Source organism: Tautonia sp. JC769 (assembly GCF_040717455.1).
In the GTDB taxonomy this organism is placed as follows: Bacteria; Planctomycetota; Planctomycetia; order Isosphaerales; family Isosphaeraceae; genus Tautonia.
In genome coordinates this window covers 1-1152 of sequence record NZ_JBFEFH010000072.1, presented here as the reverse complement: position 1 = coordinate 1152, position 1152 = coordinate 1, and the positions used below count along the sequence as shown (strand labels likewise).

Sequence of the window (1152 nt, the reverse complement as noted above, 5' to 3'; positions counted from 1 at the left end):
CGGTCGGCGGGGTGGCACTGGCGGATGAAAGGTGCTCATGTCTGGGTGCCACTGGCTCTACCAGTGCTCCGGTCCGGCACGGCACTGGCAGAGCCAGTGGCCCCCAGAGAAGGCCGACCGGCCGCCTAACCCGCGGTTGCAGCGGACCCCGGCCGCCGCGGGCGTCTCCTGGTAGCATCAAGGCTTTGGGTCGGCGGCCGGGTCCGCTGAACCTTCACGTTAGGCGGCGGGAGGCCACCGTGATCGACTGGTCCTCGGTCTTCGACGAGGCATACCCGGTCGCGGGGGCGCCCCCGTCCGACTTGGAGCGGCTCGTCGCCGAGGTCGGTCGGCCCCTCCCGCCGTCGTACCTGTCGCTCCTGAGCTGGTCCGATGGCGGCGAGTTCCGCACGGGCGGGCGGTGGTTCCAGTTCTTCCCGGCGCTCGACCCGGGCCACGGCGTCCTCGCTATGTCGGAGGCTTATGGCCTCCCGCGTTTCATGCCGCAAGCCTTGCCCCTCGCATTCAACGGCGGCGGCACGTTCTACCTGCTCGACATGCGGGGGCCTGCGGCCGGCGGCGAGTACCCCGTGGTCTGCTCGCACGCCGGCAACTTGGGGTGGTCCGCCGAGGAATGCGTCCGGGTCGCCGGTTCATTCCCCGAGGCATGCCGGGGTACAATCGACGTGGACGAGCTGCGGAGGACCGCCTAACCTCGCGCTGCAGCGGACCCCGGCCGCCACGGGGCTTTCTGGTATCATCAAGGCTTCCCTCGGCGGCCGGGTCCGCTGAGCTTGGTCGTTAGGCGGCGGGAGGCAGCAGTCGGATGCCCCGGAGCGAACGCAAGACAATCGCCCTCGTCTCCGCCATTCTGCTCTGGCTCGCCCTCAACGTGCCCGTCGCGGTGCCGCTGTTCCTCGACCTGAAAGCCCCGCCGATCTATCTGGCCGGGGTCCTGCTGTTCCTGGAGCCGTTGTTCTTCCTGTGGGCACGATACCAGTACCGCTACATGCTTCGTGCCGAGCCCAAGCCCAAGCCGCGGGATGAGATCGACGCCTAACCTCGCGCTGCAGCGGACCCGGCCCGCCGCCGCGCTTCCTGGTATCATCAAGCTATCCCTCGGCGGGCCGGTCCGCTGAGCTTGGTCGTTAGGCGGCGGGGGCATGGAGCGTC

The 1152-nt window shown here is 69.4% G+C and carries 2 protein-coding genes; both read left to right on the top strand.

Features of this window, described 5'->3' with window-relative positions:
- Nucleotides 1–239: 239 nt before the first annotated feature.
- A complete protein-coding gene (locus AB1L88_RS26915; protein ID WP_367099810.1) occupies nt 240–692 on the top strand; it encodes an SMI1/KNR4 family protein in 453 nt (150 codons plus the stop codon).
- Between the two features lie 113 nt (nt 693–805).
- Nucleotides 806–1039: a hypothetical protein gene (locus AB1L88_RS26910; RefSeq protein ID WP_367099809.1), complete on the top strand. Its 234-nt coding sequence runs from the start codon at nt 806–808 to the stop codon at nt 1037–1039.
- The last annotated feature ends 113 nt before the right edge of the window (nt 1040–1152 follow it).

What these genes read in the sequence shown, in the direction of transcription:
- AB1L88_RS26910 (WP_367099809.1), top strand. Translation starts at nt 806, where the DNA reads ATGCCCCGGAGCGAACGCAAGACAATCGCCCTCGTCTCCGCCATTCTG.